Origin of the sequence: Pedobacter nototheniae, from assembly GCF_004335085.1 — a bacterium.
Classification (GTDB): Bacteria; Bacteroidota; Bacteroidia; order Sphingobacteriales; family Sphingobacteriaceae; genus Pedobacter; species Pedobacter nototheniae.
In genome coordinates this window covers 19,276-33,780 of record NZ_RQRS01000013.1, presented here as the reverse complement: position 1 = coordinate 33,780, position 14,505 = coordinate 19,276, and the positions used below count along the sequence as shown (strand labels likewise).

General features: G+C 34.9%; 13 protein-coding genes. 4 read left to right on the top strand and 9 right to left on the bottom strand.

Annotation, left to right across the window (positions count from 1 at the left end):
- Positions 1-51: 51 nt before the first annotated feature.
- Positions 52-2,358: an ATP-dependent helicase gene (locus EHC72_RS12650; RefSeq protein WP_131538179.1), complete on the bottom strand. Its 2,307-nt coding sequence runs from the start codon at positions 2,356-2,358 to the stop codon at positions 52-54.
- A gap of 273 nt (positions 2,359-2,631) precedes the next feature.
- On the bottom strand, positions 2,632-2,979 hold the full coding sequence (locus EHC72_RS12645; protein WP_131538072.1) for a winged helix-turn-helix transcriptional regulator: 348 nt from the start codon (positions 2,977-2,979) through the stop codon (positions 2,632-2,634).
- A gap of 92 nt (positions 2,980-3,071) precedes the next feature.
- Between EHC72_RS12645 and EHC72_RS12640 the strand changes: the two genes are divergently transcribed.
- Complete coding sequence (locus EHC72_RS12640) at positions 3,072-3,959, top strand: NmrA family NAD(P)-binding protein (RefSeq protein ID WP_131538071.1); 888 nt, start codon at positions 3,072-3,074, stop codon at positions 3,957-3,959.
- A gap of 1 nt (position 3,960) precedes the next feature.
- Here the strand turns inward: EHC72_RS12640 and EHC72_RS12635 are convergent, their stop codons facing one another.
- The 5 genes from EHC72_RS12635 to EHC72_RS12615 form a co-directional block, all read right to left on the bottom strand.
- Positions 3,961-4,350 carry a DUF7793 family protein gene (locus EHC72_RS12635; RefSeq protein ID WP_211660309.1) on the bottom strand — a complete coding sequence of 130 codons (390 nt, stop codon included), beginning with the start codon at positions 4,348-4,350 and terminating at the stop codon, positions 3,961-3,963.
- A gap of 41 nt (positions 4,351-4,391) precedes the next feature.
- Positions 4,392-4,931, bottom strand: a complete 540-nt coding sequence (locus tag EHC72_RS12630; protein WP_131538070.1) for a hypothetical protein — start codon at positions 4,929-4,931, stop codon at positions 4,392-4,394.
- Positions 4,932-4,945: 14 nt separating this feature from the next.
- Positions 4,946-6,451: a PH domain-containing protein gene (locus EHC72_RS12625; RefSeq protein WP_131538069.1), complete on the bottom strand. Its 1,506-nt coding sequence runs from the start codon at positions 6,449-6,451 to the stop codon at positions 4,946-4,948.
- Position 6,452: 1 nt separating this feature from the next.
- Positions 6,453-6,989 (bottom strand): PH domain-containing protein, encoded by a 537-nt coding sequence (locus tag EHC72_RS12620; protein WP_131538068.1) that lies wholly within the window; start codon positions 6,987-6,989, stop codon positions 6,453-6,455.
- A 69-nt stretch (positions 6,990-7,058) separates the two neighbouring features.
- On the bottom strand, positions 7,059-8,021 hold the full coding sequence (locus EHC72_RS12615) for a GDSL-type esterase/lipase family protein (protein WP_131538067.1): 963 nt from the start codon (positions 8,019-8,021) through the stop codon (positions 7,059-7,061).
- 243 nt (positions 8,022-8,264) lie between these two features.
- On the opposite strand from EHC72_RS12615, the gene EHC72_RS12610 reads away from it, so the two are divergent.
- Both EHC72_RS12610 and EHC72_RS12605 read left to right on the top strand, forming a co-directional pair.
- Positions 8,265-9,635, top strand: coding sequence for a dipeptidase (locus EHC72_RS12610; RefSeq protein WP_131538066.1), 1,371 nt, complete (start codon positions 8,265-8,267; stop codon positions 9,633-9,635).
- 258 nt (positions 9,636-9,893) lie between these two features.
- Positions 9,894-10,874: a glycoside hydrolase family 43 protein gene (locus EHC72_RS12605; RefSeq protein ID WP_131538065.1), complete on the top strand. Its 981-nt coding sequence runs from the start codon at positions 9,894-9,896 to the stop codon at positions 10,872-10,874.
- 39 nt (positions 10,875-10,913) lie between these two features.
- Here EHC72_RS12605 and EHC72_RS12600 read toward each other — a convergent pair whose 3' ends face one another.
- Positions 10,914-12,146: an MFS transporter gene (locus tag EHC72_RS12600; protein ID WP_131538064.1), complete on the bottom strand. Its 1,233-nt coding sequence runs from the start codon at positions 12,144-12,146 to the stop codon at positions 10,914-10,916.
- Between the two features lie 106 nt (positions 12,147-12,252).
- On the opposite strand from EHC72_RS12600, the gene EHC72_RS12595 reads away from it, so the two are divergent.
- On the top strand, positions 12,253-13,131 hold the full coding sequence (locus tag EHC72_RS12595) for a glycoside hydrolase family 25 protein (protein ID WP_131538063.1): 879 nt from the start codon (positions 12,253-12,255) through the stop codon (positions 13,129-13,131).
- A gap of 188 nt (positions 13,132-13,319) precedes the next feature.
- Here the strand turns inward: EHC72_RS12595 and EHC72_RS12590 are convergent, their stop codons facing one another.
- The gene (locus EHC72_RS12590) at positions 13,320-14,417 is read right to left on the bottom strand and encodes a mandelate racemase/muconate lactonizing enzyme family protein (RefSeq protein WP_131538062.1); all 1,098 of its coding nucleotides are present in this window, start codon (positions 14,415-14,417) and stop codon (positions 13,320-13,322) included.
- Positions 14,418-14,505 lie beyond the last annotated feature (88 nt).

Here is a 14,505-nt window from a genome sequence, read left to right as displayed (position 1 = left end):
ATTCGCCAGGTTGAGTTTCGCTAAACTTAACCTGACGAATCTTGACTATTGTTAATTTTTTACAATCATTAGTTTAGCAAATTTAAGCAGCAATTGCTTGTTTCCTAAACCTTGAAAAAATACGGTTGCTTTAACATCCGGTAGTTGACCTTCCAGGCTGATAATTTTTCCAAATCCAAATTTTTCGTGTTCAACTTCCATTCCACCTTGAAACTCGTGTGGAAGTGATGGTGTAAAGCCAGGCGTTGGCACATGGGCTTTAGCTAGTAACGAAGTAGTTTTTGGCCTAACTGGAGGAGCTGAAGTAGTTGCACCAGCAGCAGGCTTAGGTTTGCTAAAGAAATCACGCGGTTGCGATGTCCATGTTTTACGTTCATCATCAAAATTACCTTCCAAAGAATTAGATTTTGAAGGTTTTACATCCAGTTCTAAAAATTTTGGATTTATTTCGTTAATGAAACGACTTGGCTCACAATTAGTTAGCGTACCCCAGCGGTAACGAGAGGTGGAGTAGGTAAGGGTTAACTTTTTCTCGGCACGAGTTACGGCTACATAAAATAAACGACGCTCTTCTTCCAAATCCGAACGTGAATTGACTGACATTTGCGATGGGAAAAGGTTTTCTTCCAAGCCAACAACAAATACATTTATAAACTCTAAACCTTTGGCAGAGTGTATGGTCATTAAGGAAACGGTATCCTTATTTTTGTCGCCATCCTTATCATCATTGGTTAAAAGTGCAACATCCTGCATAAAAATATCCAGTCCACGCTCTTCAATATCTTCACGTTCTGCAAATTCCTTAATACCGTTTAGTAGTTCTTGAATGTTTTCGTATCTGCTTCGGCCCTCAACACTATCATCGCTATATAATTCTTTTAAAATACCAGCGTGTTGCGCAATAAATAAAGCAGTTTCGTACGCATCCAACTTTTTAGCTTCCGCTGCGAAGCTCTGAATCATCATCGAAAAATCATTCAACTGGTTGGCTAAACGGCCATCAACGTACATGTGTGCATTGGAAATTACTTCCCACATGGTTTTATCATGCTGATCGGCGGCAACAATAATTTTATCTATTGAGGTATCGCCAATACCACGTTTAGGATAATTAATTACTCGTTTTACGGCTTCTTCATCATTTGGGTTAAACGTTAGGCGGAAATAAGCAATTAAATCTTTAATCTCCTTACGCTGATAGAATGAAAGTCCTCCATAAATACGATAAGGAACATTAAGCTTTCTTAAAGCCTCCTCCATAGCCCTACTTTGTGCATTTGTTCGGTATAAAATGGCGAAATCGTGATAATTATAACCTTTTGTACTGCGCTCCTGAACAATGGATTCTGCAACCAGTTTGCCTTCCTCATTATCGGTAAAGGCACGGGTTACTTTGATGCGATCTCCTGATTCATTATCAGAAAACACATTTTTTTCCAGTTGATTTTTATTATTGGCAATAATACTACTGGCTGCATCAACAATATTTTGGGTAGAGCGATAGTTTTGCTCTAATTTATAAACCTTTAAATCAGGATAATCTCGTTCAAAATTTAAAATATTCTGAATGTTTGCACCACGGAAAGCATAAATACTTTGTGCATCATCACCAACAACACATATATTTTGATAAGCAGCCGCCAATTTTTTCACAATGGTGTATTGCGAAAAGTTGGTATCCTGATACTCATCCACCATTAGGTATCTAAATTTTTGTTGGTATTTATTTAAAACGTCAGGATGATCTTTTAACAAAATGTTAGTTTTGAAAAGTAAATCATCAAAATCCATTGCACCAGCTCTAAAACAACGTTTGGCGTAGGTTTCGTAAATCTGACCAATTAAAGGACGTTTGTTCTGAATATCTTCAGCCTGAATTTGATCATTGGTAATGTACTCGGCAGGGGAAATTAAATTATTCTTAGCAGAAGAAATACGGTTAAAAACAAAGTTAGCTGCATATAATTTGTCGTCCAACTGCATTTCTTTCAAAATACTACGGATTACACTTTTACTATCATCGGTATCGTAAATGGTGAAATTGCTTGGATAGCCAATTTTCTCCGCTTCAACGCGAAGAATTTTAGCGAAAACAGAGTGAAAAGTACCCATCCAAATGTTTTTAGCCTCCGCACCAACAACTTTACTAATACGCTCACGCATATCCTTACTCGCCTTGTTGGTAAAGGTTAAAACCAGAATGTTAAAGGCATCGGTTCCCGATTGAATTAAATGGGCTACACGGTATGTAATAACCCGGGTTTTGCCCGATCCGGCACCAGCAACGATCATTACCGGTCCTTTAGTGTTCTCTACTGCTGCTCTTTGTTGTGGGTTTAATCCTTCTAAGTAATCCAAATCGGCTCCTGTTTTTTTGAGGCTCAAAAATAACAAATTATGTGCGCTTATTAAAAGGTGTTGGTAAATTGAAGCCTAATAATATATTTTTGGTTCTGAATGAGCTGAATATAAGTGTATTGCTGTTCTTAGAAAAGCAATGTCATTATTTTATAGTAAAGGCAGTTCCCGTGCTCCGCTAATCCCGATGAAAAATCGGGGAATCGCTTTGCCCGGGTTTAGGTGGCATCGAAAGTAAAACTATATCCTGTTAATTGCAAAGCCAAACATTAATCAACTGTGTTTTAAGGCCCAATCCACCATAGAATTTAATACCTGAGAAAGTTCGCTGCCTGAGGCAGTTAAACTATAAGTAACTTCTGGTGGCACAACAGGTTTTGCTTTCCTAATCACTAGCTCATCAGCCTGCATTTGTTTTAAATGCTGAATCAACATTTTTTCAGTAATCTCCGGAATAGCCCTTTTTAATTCGCTGTAGCGTTTTGGTCCGCTCATTAAATGGTACAAAATAATCGGCTTCCAATAGCCACCAATTTTATTCATTACAAAAGTTACTGGGCAACTGCCTAACGCAATTCCTTTATTATAGTTACGAGTAGAATTTTCCTTAATGGCTGTCATTAGTTACATACTTTGGGGTAAGTACTTGTATAAAAGTAAGTACAAATATAACTTTGTATTAGACAATTAAAAAGATTAAAAACATTTTAAATATGAAAATTACATTAACAGGATCACTAGGAAATATTAGTAAGCCATTAGCGCAAACATTAATAAATAAAGGTCACGAAGTAACTATTATCAGCAGCAATGCTAATCGGGCGGCAGAAATAGAAGCTTTAGGAGCAACTCCAGCCATTGGAAGTATTGATGATGTAGACTTTCTAACTTCTGCTTTTAGTACTGCAGATGCAGTTTACACTATGGTACCGCCTTCATTTACAACAACAAATTATAGAACCTATATTGCTGGGATTGGAAGTAAATATGCCGAAGCAATTAAAAAATCTGGGGTTAAAAAAATTGTAAACTTAAGTAGCATCGGTGCTGATTTACCTGCAGGAACAGGACCAATTGCGGGTTTACATGATGTAGAAAACATTTACAAAAATTTAGATGGTGTTGCTATAAAGCATTTACGTCCGGCTTATTTCTTTATTAACTTTTTTGGCAATATAGATATGATTAAGCACGCAAATATTTTAGGTTCTAATTACAGCGCCGATACTAAATTAGTGCTTGTACATCCTAATGATATTGCAGAAGCAGCTGCAGAAGAGTTACAACAAAATTTTACCGGTACAAGTGTGCGTTATATTGCCAGTAATGACGAAGTTACGGCTGGAGATGTTGCTTCTACTTTGGGTAAAGCGGTTGGCAAGGCAGAATTACCTTGGATAGAATTTACAAATGAACAAGCTTTGGAAGGCATGGTGCAAGCAGGATTATCTGAAGAAATTGCCAAAAATTATGTGGAAATGGGAGATGCAATTAGAAATAAAGTACTTTTTGAAGATTATTATAAAAATAGACCAGCAGCTTTGGGAAAAACGAAACTTGAAGATTTCGCTTCAGAATTTGCCTTAGTTTATAATAGTTAAGTTAAATAAATTGCTTTAACCATTCTTTGGCAGTTTCATCATCAGTAAAACTTTTTATTGGAATAGGGGATGCTTTAAACTTGAATAAAATCTTCATAATAAATTGGGCAAGCCCTGGTTTGGAAACCATTGCCATTGCAGAATAAATGATAGGCAATTGTTGGGTAGAAAATTCTCTTGTTTCCCGATCGGGAACAGGAGAGTTTTTTAAATAAATTAATAATGGCATCCGCTTGCCATTTGTAATCTGCTTTACTAAAGCTACATTTTCTGTTATATTTTGTACCGTACGTCTAATGCTTTTTGATAGTGACACTAAAATTTCATCGCTAAACCAATAGGTGGCAATTTGACCTTCATAAATTTCTCTATCTTTTGGAATTTCTATCATAACGTACAATATTTATTGACTGAAAATAATTTCTTGCTCTTTTATAAGGTTGTCTTATTATTTGCATTCAATGCATTAAATTTTTCTTTAATGTATTCATAAAGCCCTTCATCAAACATCCCCTGGGTTTTACTTCTTCCAAATCTTATGGTATTTATCAGAATATCTTTGCCATCAAAAATAATGGTAACCTGGGTTTTCCAATTGGGAATGGCAATCATCAGTCTATCTTCTTCATATATTTCCCAGTTTAACGGTTTGAAAATGCCATTTAAATGCTCTTTGTTTTCAATCAGATTGTTACCAGTTATTCTTAAGAGTTTTTTTCCTCCAGTAAACAATTTAAATATCAAGTAGCCTAAAATAAAGGCAACTAAATTAGCTGTTGCAATATATAATGTATAGCCTTGATTAAAAAGATACGTGTTCTTTAGCGTTATAATTATCGCACTAAGCGGGATAATAGTGATAATGGCAACCTCGATACAAATAATTAGGAGCCGACTCGTTTTACTTCTTTTCAAGTATAATCTATTCCTATTTATACTTTTTACTACATCAATTCTATCTGCATCAATCATTATTCGTTCCTTATTTACATCCAATCTTTGTTGCCACTTTCAATTTGATAAAGCCAATAGTTTACCAATTGTTTAATTTCTGTATAGTTGCCGTATTTAAATCGAATTTGTCCGGCGGCAGTGTGCAAACAAAGATGACCTACATCTAAACCTTTATGCCACGGATATTGAAAAGTTGTAATGGCCTGTATTTTATTAGGTGTTATAATTTCGTGGGAAATATCCCAAATACCACTTTTCTTTATGATAAACTCTTCATTTACAGTAATTCTATGCCTTTTATAACTCATGTAAATCATAAATACACCTGTTAAAAAATAAATAACAGCCAGTGGCAAGTAGGGTTTAACTTCCGAAACGTTGAAACCAATAACTAAGAAAATTATTGTAGGGATAACCAGATTGAAGAAAATAGGAAGATTTATAAATCTCCAGTTGGGAACAAATATTTTACCCTGTGCAGGGATTTTCCCAAAAATCATTTTTAATAATTCATCTCTCTCATTAGCATTGCAACCCACAACTTCCAAAGTACTATCCTGCATTTCATGTCCATCCTTGCTTTTTCCAAAATGTGCCTGACTGAGACTCATATTTAAAAGCTTTATTTTTTTCTGGAAAAAATTTTGAGTGTATTTCGTAATCTGAACTCTTTCAGGATTAACTAACGTATTCTTTTTTGCAAATAAACCATAAGATATTAGCAAGGAGTGCTTATGCTGGGTAATTTTGAGTTCGAAATACTTGTAAAATATTCTAACTAAATTAAAAATTAAGAACAAAAGCAATAGCGCAAAAACCAGAAATGCAACCGAAAACATAGTCGCCATTCCACTCATTACCGACATATAGTGATTGCCATCAATTTTGAAGGCTTTAATAATTTGCTGTCCCTCATGAATTAGCGAGGTTAAAAACAAGATTAATAAACCTAAACTTCTTCCATAATTTGAAGTTAAACCAACTTTAAATAAAGTTCCGTTACTAATTTGCAGAATAGAACGATTTTCTACTGCTGTGTTAACTTCATTGTTTTCTTCAATATTCGCTAAATCAATGTTTTTATTAAGTAGATGTTCTTTTAAATTATACGCTGAACTTTCATCAATCGCCATTATATTGGCTTCAACACTATTAGAGCCTGCAGTATCAATTTTTAATCCGTAAACGCCGATAATTTTTTGAAGAATGGTTTGATTGATATTTACCTGTTGGATTTTGGCGAGCTGAATAATAACCTGATCTCGGTTAAAAATTCCCTTATTAACAATAAATTCCTGTTTTTCTTTATCCAGAAAGAAGGTGAATTTTAAGTACCATAAATAAGCAATTAGAAAGCTAATGAAAATAATAATTGCCGAGCCAGAAGCTAGGAATATCAAATTATTGGTTTTCATTTTAACCAACGATATAACAAAAGGAATAATAAAAATTTTTACAATTTGGAAAGCTGTGTGGCTTCCCATAATAATAATTCCTGCTGCTGATTGGCGTTGTGGCTTACTGAAATCGTTATCCATTTTACTCTTCAGGGATTGTTGGATTTTTAGCTAAATTAAGTGTATTCAATAATAAATCACGTATGCTTTTAGCTTCATCAATAGGAATTCCCTTTATCTTTAAATGTCCGCTATCGCCTCCGGCAGTAAACACCTGTAGGGAGCCAAGTTTGAAAATTCTGGAAAAAATCCCCTCGTTTAGTTCAATATGTTGAATCCTATTTAAAGGAACAATGGTAGTAGATTCAGCTATTATACCACTTTTATAAATCACATCTTTGGATCTAATGGCATAACCACGCTTTTTAAAACTGGCCACAAATAGCAGTATAAGCAAGGCCATGAAAATAAGATATATGGATAAAATTAGAATTGCATTTGGTTTAAGTTCATCAATAAAAGTGACTCCTAAACCTATTACAACACCAAAAATAACGAAGGAAATAATAAAATTTAGGTAGATAATTTTAAGATAATCTCGGTGAGGTTTATTTAATTCAATTTCTTCGTAACGCGGAATTGTACTAATATCGATCGTATCATTTTCAAATAGGGACATGATGTTTGAACTTTCTGTTAAAGATATAAAACTATTGATCCACTAATAGATGAAAAATATATTGCTTTGTTACCGAACAACAATGAATTTCTTTATAGCAGAATATTGACCAGAATCAGATGATATTTTGAAAAAATATACACCAGGGTTAAAATTAGAAATATTAACATCTAAAGTATGTTTTCCTGTGTTAAGATATTCGTTTACGACCGTTTTAACTAATCTGCCCATTAAATCATAAACCTGCACATTAATTTTATCAGTTTCAGGTAAAACAATATCGATATAAGTTTGGTTTGCAGCAGGGTTTGGATAGTTTTGAGAAACAATGAACATCAAAAACTTATCAAAAATAGCTTTGTTAATAGCGTCGAAAATAACATAACTAATTAATCTATAGCCTCGTGCATTTGGATGGTAACTATCCTGATAAAGTGAAAAATCTCGACGCATGGCTGCGTTAACATCTGCCAGGTATATTTTATATTCCGCAACTAGTTTTCTATAAATACCATTTAATGTTCTAATGTGGTTGTTTACTGCCACTAAATCTTTATTTGTACGGTCATCAACATATTGAAGCGTACAAAGTATAGGAACTAGTTTTTGATTTAAGCAAGTTTGAATTAACGACCTCATGTTAGCTTCAGTATTAGCAATTGTGCCTTTACCTGCAGCTATTGCCCCAGCATCATTAATGCCCATATCAATTACAATAAAGCCAGTTCTATTATAAACAGCCCTATCAATACGCAGTAAACCTTGCGCAGTTGTTTGTCCGCCAATACCCTGATTAGTAATATCTATAACCTTACCAGTATAGCAATTTTGGAAATTATCGCTCAGCATGGTTTGAAACCCCAGGCCTTTTACACCTTCAACAGTACTGGCACCAAAAGTTACAATATTTACACTGTCCTTAGCGTAATATTGGGCCGCTTCAGGACAGCTTACTCGGGTTTGAGCAAAGCTTGAGGTGTTAAAATAAAAAAGCAGCAGTAGAAAAGGGTAAACTATTGCGCTTAATTTCATTGTTAAAGATCTTTCAGACAGGATTTAAGGATTTAAATATTGGGGCGCAATTTACTAATAAAATTAATTAATCTATTTAAGATATTGAGTTTTATAAAATAAAATTATACAATAACACCACGATTATAAATTGGTTAATCTAGGAATAATTATTTGTCAAACCAGTGAAAATTAATTTGTGATCAATCTAAAATTTAATGCCTTTTACCTTAAAATCTTATATTTGCCCAAATTCATTTTGTTATGCAAGAGATTAAAAATTATGTAGAAACGCACAAACAACGTTTTTTAGATGAGTTGTTTGAGTTATTACGCTTTCCATCGGTTAGTGCCGATCCAAAATATAAAGCTGATGTTTTAAAAACAGCAGATTATGTAGCACAAAAGCTAAAGGATGCAGGCGCAGATAACGTTGAAATATGCCCTACAGCAGGTTATCCAATTGTTTATGGCGAAAAAATTATAGATGCTTCTTTACCTACAGTTCTAATTTACGGTCATTACGATGTACAACCAGCAGACCCAATAGAACTGTGGAAAACACCACCTTTTGAACCTACAGTACGCGATGGTAAAATTTATGCCCGTGGAGCCTGTGATGATAAAGGCCAATTTTATATGCACGTTAAAGCATTTGAATTGATGATGGAAACCAATACCCTTGCCTGCAACGTCAAATTTATGATTGAAGGTGAAGAAGAAGTTGGATCTGCTAATCTTGGTGTTTTTGTTAAGGAAAATGCTGAAAGATTAAAGGCAGATGTTGTTCTAATTTCAGATACATCAATGATAAGCATGGAAAACCCTTCTATTGAGACTGGTTTGCGTGGGTTAGCTTACATGGAAGTAGAAGTTGTTGGTCCTAATCGCGATTTACACTCAGGTGTTTACGGTGGCGCAGTAGCGAATCCGGCAACTATTTTGTGCAAAATGATTGCTTCATTACACGATGAAAATAATCACATTACCATTCCTGCTTTTTACGATAAAGTTGTAGAATTAACTGATGATGAGAAAAAAGCTCTAAATTCTGCCCCTTATGATGAAAAAGAATATAAAGAAGATTTAGATATTGAAGAGGTTTGGGGCGAAAAAGGTTATAGCACTTTAGAGCGTACCGGAACAAGACCAACGTTAGAAGTAAATGGCATTTGGAGTGGTTACATTGGTGAAGGCGCAAAAACAGTACTTCCAAGTAAAGCAAATGCTAAAATTTCGATGCGTTTAGTACCAAACCAAAGTTCGGATGAAATTTCTGAAATTTTTGCCAAGCATTTCGAAAGTATTGCCCCAAAAAATGTAAAGGTAAAAGTTACGGCACACCACGGTGGCGAGCCTGTTGTTACACCAACAGATAGTATTGCCTATAAAGCAGCAGAAAAAGCTATTGAAGATAGTTTCGGTAAAACCGCGATTCCGACAAGGGGTGGAGGCAGTATTCCAATTGTAGCCCTGTTTGAAGATGTTTTGGGGATTAAATCGGTATTATTTGGCTTCGGCTTAGATAGCGATGCGCTACACTCACCAAATGAAAAATACGATATTTTTAATTACTATAAAGGTATTGAAACCTTGCCTTTGTTTCATAAGTACTTTGCAGAGTTAAGTAAATAGAATTTTCTGTAAAAATCTAAATCCCTGTTTAATTTTAAGCAGGGATTTTTTTTGGAAATTAACTTTCATTATTTCATTGGAAAGGGCAGTCCCGCCCGCTGCTAAATCCCGATGAAAAATCGGAATACCGCTGTTGGTCGGTTTTATTTCACAACATTCTGTGCATTTTTACAATCTGTTTTATCAATACTGCCATTTCAATTGCTTTTTAATCAGGCGTTAATTTTTTTAGCGGCAATTTTTTTCTAAATTGGTATTATGAAATATCTAATCCCATCCCTTTTGTTATTTGCAGCATCCTCTTGTTTTGCTCAAAATACTAAAACGATTAACCAATCTGGAAACCCGATATTTAAAGGTTGGTACGCCGACCCTGAAGCGGCAATTTTTAACAATAAATATTGGGTTTATCCAACTTATTCTGCCAAATACAAAGAGCAGGTTTTTATGGATGCTTTTTCTTCTGATGATTTAGTAAATTGGAAAAAGCACGAACATATTGTAGATACTGCTGCAATAAAATGGGCTAATAAAGCTATGTGGGCACCTGCAATTGTACAAAAGGATAAGAAGTACTATCTGTTTTTTGGTGCTAACGATATTCAAAGCGACAATGAAATAGGCGGAATTGGTGTAGCCGTTGCAGATAAACCCGAAGGGCCATACAAGGATCATTTAGGAAAACCACTGGTTGATAAATTCCATAATGGCGCTCAACCCATAGATCAGTTTGTGTTTAAAGATAAAGACGGTCAATATTATTTAATTTATGGTGGTTGGAAGCATTGCAATATTGCAAAATTAAACAAGGATTTTACAGGCTTTCTACCATTTGATGATGGGCAGATTTTTAAGGAAATTACACCCGAAAATTACGTTGAAGGACCATATATGTTTATGCGCAATGGAAAATACTATTTTATGTGGAGCGAAGGCGGCTGGACGGGGCCTGATTATTCAGTTGCCTATGCTATTGGCGATACACCTTTTGGGCCTTTTAAAAGAATCGGTAAAATTTTGAAACAAGATCCTGCAATTGCCACTGGAGCAGGGCATCACTCAGTAATTATTAATGAGAAGAAAAATCAATATTATATTGTTTACCACCGCAGGCCGTTGGGCGATAATGATGGTAACCATCGCGAAACTTGTATTGATGAAATGAAATTTGATGCCGGTGGAAATATCCTTCCGGTAATTATTACTAAAGAAGGCGTTAAAGCACAAAAAGTTAAATAGTTTTTAGCCACAGGAAATTAAATTCTGTGGCTAATTTATTTAAGTGCTAATTTCTGTAGCCGCTACCGGAATATGTCTTTTACTTAGTAAATGATAACCATAGGCACAAAAAAATAAAAGTATGGCAACACCAGCCCAAAGCCAGTTATAGCCCAGCTGCTTGGCTATGTAAAAGCCAGCCAACGGACCAACAACTTGTGCAAAAGACCAACTTAAAGTATAGCCTGCAGCATATAAACCTCGGTTGTGTGGATTACTTCTACTAATTACCACCGTATTAATAAATGGTAAGGCAAACATTTCGCCAATGGTAAGTGTAATTATTGCGAGCACGGCAACACCTATATGAAATATTAACGGAACACTTAATAGAAGGTAAGATACTGCAAAAAATAAGGCACCAACAATGATAAAAAAGATTGGCGGGCGCTTTTTTTCGATCCTGTTAATCATTATCATTTCAAAAAGGGCAATTATACCGCCATTTAAACCAATAATAATTCCGATCGCAAACTCATCAATATGCCACTGTTCTTTAAAAAATATGGGTACAACCCTAAACATCAAAAATGCACAAGTAATAAAAATAGTTGTTAATAAAATAAATTGCACATAAAAAGCATCCTGCCAAGGTTTTACGATATTCATTTTGCTTCTATTTTCTTTAGCTTGCTTAACAAAGCCCTTAACTTTTGGCAATAAGAATAAAATAGATAAGCCTACCATTATGCTTACTAAGCCTTCAACAATAAAAAGCAAATGGTAATTAATAGAGGCAATTAAGCCGCCTAAAGTAATCCCGGCAGAAAAACCCATATTAGTTGCCAGGCGATTTAGCGAATAGGAGCGTGTTGTTGTTCCTTCTTTTGCATAATTGGCTATGGCTGTAAAATTCGCTGGTCTAAATGCTTCAGAAAAGAAACTTATAATTACCGCCAGTACGCAAAGGGTAGAAAAATGAGTTATGGTTGAAAATAAAATAAACAAGACACCGCTAATAGCCGAAGATAAAATTTGAACGGGCCTAAAGCCAATTACATCTGTTAATTTTCCGCCGGCAGCAGAACCTAAAATTGCACCAACACCAAATAATGCGACTATTAAACCTGCATCCATTTCTGATCGGTGTAAGCTCTGCGTAACATACAAACCCATAAACGGAACTGCCATGCTGCCACAGCGGTTAAGGAGCATTACAATACTCAAAAGCCATGTTTCGCGACTTAAACCACTAAAAGATGTTTTGTAAGTATTGAGTATAAGCCTGAACATTGGGGAATGGGTTTTGAACTGCAAAAATACTAAATGCTTTAATTTTATCGGTTAGATTATTGGATAATTAAATTTATGATCGCTCAATTTTGTTTATTTTTGTTCCATGCCAGTAAGTAAACCAAAGGCTGCGATTAGCAAGCCAAAAACTGAAGCGAGTAAGCCAAAACGTGTTGTAAGAAAGAAAAAGAAAAATGGTTTATCTACTAAATGGAAGGTTGTAATTGCAGGTTTATTATTGGTTTTACTTTCGCCACTTTATTACGGCTATATTTTAAAAGGCTTTGTTGCCACTTGGAGTTGGGTTAGAGATTGGGGACAAGATCCCAATTATAGAACTTACGAAAGCTTTAATATTAAAATTCCTAAAAAATATTCTATTCATGGTATAGATGTTTCCTACTATCAGGGAAAAATAAACTGGCAAAAGGTTAAACTAATGAAAGAAGATGAAGTAAATATCAAATTTGCTTTTATTAAAGCAACTGAAGGTCTTTTACTTGTTGATCCATATTTTCAACGCAATTGGCGTGAGGCTCCAAAAGTTGGGATAGTTTGCGGAGCTTATCATTTTTTCAGGCCTAAAAAGGATGGCAAAGCACAAGCTAAATTCTTTTTACAAGTTGTAAATATTGAAAAGGGAGATTTGGCTCCAGTCGTAGATATTGAATCTCTTGATGGTGTATCTCCGCTTAAAATGCGAACTGAATTAATGGATTTTTTGAATTATGTGGAACTTAAAACGAAAGTTCGTCCGATTATTTACAGTGGTTTAACTTTTTACAAAGATTACTTGGAAGATTATTTTGAAGGATATCCACTTTGGATTGCCCATTATTACCAACCCAGGTTAAACTTAGATAAAAGCAAGTGGAGTTTTTGGCAACATTCTGATAAAGCCAGGATAAATGGCATCGGTCATATTGTAGATTTTAATGCATTTAACGGCGATAGTACTCAGCTCGCAGAAATGCTCGTGAAATAGTTAATTGGTTCATTTGCCATTAGTTATTTGGTTTGCATAGTTAGTGGTCCGTTGCATATCAATTTTAGCTTCACTAGCTGAGTCGATCGTCCTGCTGAACTTGTTTCAGCATCTTTCCTACCAAAATAGACCTTGAAATAAATTCAGGGTGACGATTATAGCTTAAAAATGTAATTCAGATTAATAAACTAAACGGTCCAGCTTTCGCACTTTTCAAGAAAAAATTCGTCCGCTTCAGCACCAATTCCGGGTTCATCTGGCACATCTAAAAAGTAACCGTTATAAGTTAAGCCGCCCACAACAGGATCAACCAAATGACCGAGTAAGCAGGTATCTAAATCAAAAAACTCTACATTAGGGCTTGCCAAAGCAAAGTGTAAATTAGCACTTAAAGCAATTCTAGTTTCAAGCATACTGCCAATCATACATTTAACGCCTTTTTGTAAAGCTTCTTCGTGAATTTTTTGTGCTTCTAAAATTCCACCAGATTTGGAAAATTTAATGTTTAAATAAGTTGTAGATTGGCTGTTAATCAGTTTTCTGGCATCGTGATGGTTGTAACAACTTTCATCTGCCATTAATTTAATGGGCGAATTTACATTCAATTCTGGTAATTTATCATCATACCAAGTACGCATGGGTTGTTCACAAAACTCAATATTATATTTTTCTAGCTCCGTTAAAGCAAATAAAGCGTCATCAAAACTCCAGCCTTGGTTTGCATCTAACCTTAAAATCATTTCATCACCAACGGCTGTCCTTATTTGCTTAACACGTTCAATATCATCATGGATTTTCTTTCCAAGCTTAATTTTAAGAATCCTGCAGCCCTGATTTTGATATTTTAAGGCTGTTTTAGCCATTCCCTCTGGGGTATCAATCCCAATCGTCATATCAGTTTCAATAGTGCGTTTTTGTCCACCTAAAAACTTATAAAGAGGTAAACCAGCATGTTTGGCAGCAATATCAAATAAAGCCATATCAAAAGCACTTTTTATAGTGCTATTATGGTCTGCATACCCCAATAAATCGTTCATTCTTTCGGGTATATCCAAAGGATTTTTCCCTTTCCAAATTTGGGCAAAATCCTTTGCCATAGCCAAACAAGTATCTTGTGTTTCGCCAACAATCATTGGAAAAGCAGAACATTCGCCAACGCCATGAATACCCGAATCCGTATAAACCCTTATTAATACATTTTGGGCAAAATGCATAGTTCCTGTTGCTATAACAAAAGGTTCCATCGGGATGCTGAAGCGATATATTTCGGTATGGGTAATTTTCATTTTCTAAAATTTAGATACAGAACTAAAGGTATAATGTTCTGGCATGAAATTAGAAATTTATGTCAACTTTATCAAAAAACCTATGCCT

Coding starts and splice junctions, on each gene's coding strand:
- EHC72_RS12610 (WP_131538066.1), top strand. CDS start 8,265: ATGCAAGAGATTAAAAATTATGTAGAAACGCACAAACAACGTTTTTTA.
- EHC72_RS12620 (WP_131538068.1), bottom strand. CDS start 6,989: ATGTCCCTATTTGAAAATGATACGATCGATATTAGTACAATTCCGCGT.
- EHC72_RS12635 (WP_211660309.1), bottom strand. CDS start 4,350: ATGATAGAAATTCCAAAAGATAGAGAAATTTATGAAGGTCAAATTGCC.
- EHC72_RS12625 (WP_131538069.1), bottom strand. CDS start 6,451: ATGGATAACGATTTCAGTAAGCCACAACGCCAATCAGCAGCAGGAATT.
- EHC72_RS12615 (WP_131538067.1), bottom strand. CDS start 8,021: ATGAAATTAAGCGCAATAGTTTACCCTTTTCTACTGCTGCTTTTTTAT.
- EHC72_RS12630 (WP_131538070.1), bottom strand. CDS start 4,931: ATGATTGATGCAGATAGAATTGATGTAGTAAAAAGTATAAATAGGAAT.
- EHC72_RS12640 (WP_131538071.1), top strand. CDS start 3,072: ATGAAAATTACATTAACAGGATCACTAGGAAATATTAGTAAGCCATTA.
- EHC72_RS12645 (WP_131538072.1), bottom strand. CDS start 2,979: ATGACAGCCATTAAGGAAAATTCTACTCGTAACTATAATAAAGGAATT.
- EHC72_RS12600 (WP_131538064.1), bottom strand. CDS start 12,146: ATGTTCAGGCTTATACTCAATACTTACAAAACATCTTTTAGTGGTTTA.
- EHC72_RS12595 (WP_131538063.1), top strand. CDS start 12,253: ATGCCAGTAAGTAAACCAAAGGCTGCGATTAGCAAGCCAAAAACTGAA.
- EHC72_RS12605 (WP_131538065.1), top strand. CDS start 9,894: ATGAAATATCTAATCCCATCCCTTTTGTTATTTGCAGCATCCTCTTGT.
- EHC72_RS12590 (WP_131538062.1), bottom strand. CDS start 14,417: ATGAAAATTACCCATACCGAAATATATCGCTTCAGCATCCCGATGGAA.